The 1,249-nt window shown below is 61.5% G+C and carries 1 protein-coding gene; it reads right to left on the reverse strand.

Annotation, left to right across the window (positions count from 1 at the left end):
- Nucleotides 1–4 precede the first annotated feature (4 nt).
- Nucleotides 5–1,015: an IS110 family RNA-guided transposase gene (locus tag I7X39_RS22970; protein ID WP_198113694.1), complete on the reverse strand. Its 1,011-nt coding sequence runs from the start codon at nucleotides 1,013–1,015 to the stop codon at nucleotides 5–7.
- Nucleotides 1,016–1,249 lie beyond the last annotated feature (234 nt).

Raw genomic sequence — 1,249 nt, forward strand, 5'->3', positions numbered from 1 at the left:
GGGGTCAGATACCGTCTTGAATTGCAAGCCCCGGCATCGCGATTTGAGGGTTGAACGGCTGGCCTGAGCGCAGCACGCCGTAAATCAGCATCGCCAGCTTGTGCATGCAAGCGCCGACGACGGCCTTGGGCGCCATGCCTGCGCCGCGCAGTCGATCGCCAAAGGCCTTCACCGCCGGGTTGTGTCGCGAGGCCACCAGGGCCGGCATGTACAACGCGCGCCTCATCTCGCTGTGACCGGCCCGGCTGATCATCGAGCGACCTCGCACCGAGCTGCCTGATTCCTTGAGCCGTGGTGTCACGCCAATGAAGGCGGCCAAAGCCTTGGCGTTCTTGAATCGCCTCACATTCCCCAGGAATGCGAGCACCTTGGGCGCGGTGACTTGGCCGATGCCGGGAATGCTTTCGATCAAGTCGGCGTCCCTGCGCAGTTGTGGGTGGCCGTCGATGTGATCGTCGATGTCGCGTTGCAGTTCGTCCGCACAGCGCTGCAGCCAGGCAATGTGATCGCGGATGGAAGCCTCAAGCGTCGCGTTACCTGCATGCGCTTCGAGCCGGTTGAATTCCTGCTGCTGCATGTCTTTGATGATCTGCAGGCGATCCACCAGCGCGCGCAAATGGCGCACCTCAAGAGGTGCAGGCACCCATGCTTCGGGTTCGTGCTTGAGGCAGAAACGCGCAAGCAGGCACGCGTCCGTCCGGTCCGTCTTGTTGCGCACCATCTCGCCAAGAGCAAAGCCTTTGACGCGAGCCGGATTGACCACCGCCACGACCCAGCCGGCATCGGCCAGTGCAGTCGCACAGGCCTCGCTGTAGGAGCCGGTGGCTTCCATGCAGACCCTGCTTTGAGAAGGTGGCACACCGCGCTCACTCAACCAATGCATCAACTGCGCAAAGCCCGCCACCTCATTGGCGAACACACGCTGCTTGAACTTGCCGCGCTCATCGAGCAAAGCCACATCGAGCTTCTTCTTGGACACATCGATGCCCAGCCAGAAGCGAATCAAGGCATCCATCGTTCCGACCTTCCTCATATGCGGGCTCAACGGCACAGGCGATGCCACGGCCCAAGTTACCGTTCGGTCTCTTGAACGAAGAAACGGTCAGGGCTGTCCATCTGACCCACGGGCTTGGGCGCTTGGCTCATCGCCTTGCGCTTGGCCCAAAGCCTTATCGACATCACCTCGACCGGCCTGGTTCATCGTGCCATCGGCAGTGATGGATTCGGCAGGGGAAAGATACGAGGCCTT

The sequence above is a fragment of the Inhella proteolytica genome (assembly GCF_016093275.1).
GTDB classification, from domain to species: Bacteria; Pseudomonadota; Gammaproteobacteria; order Burkholderiales; family Burkholderiaceae_C; genus Inhella; species Inhella proteolytica.

Coding starts and splice junctions, on each gene's coding strand:
- I7X39_RS22970 (WP_198113694.1), bottom strand. CDS start 1,015: ATGGATGCCTTGATTCGCTTCTGGCTGGGCATCGATGTGTCCAAGAAG.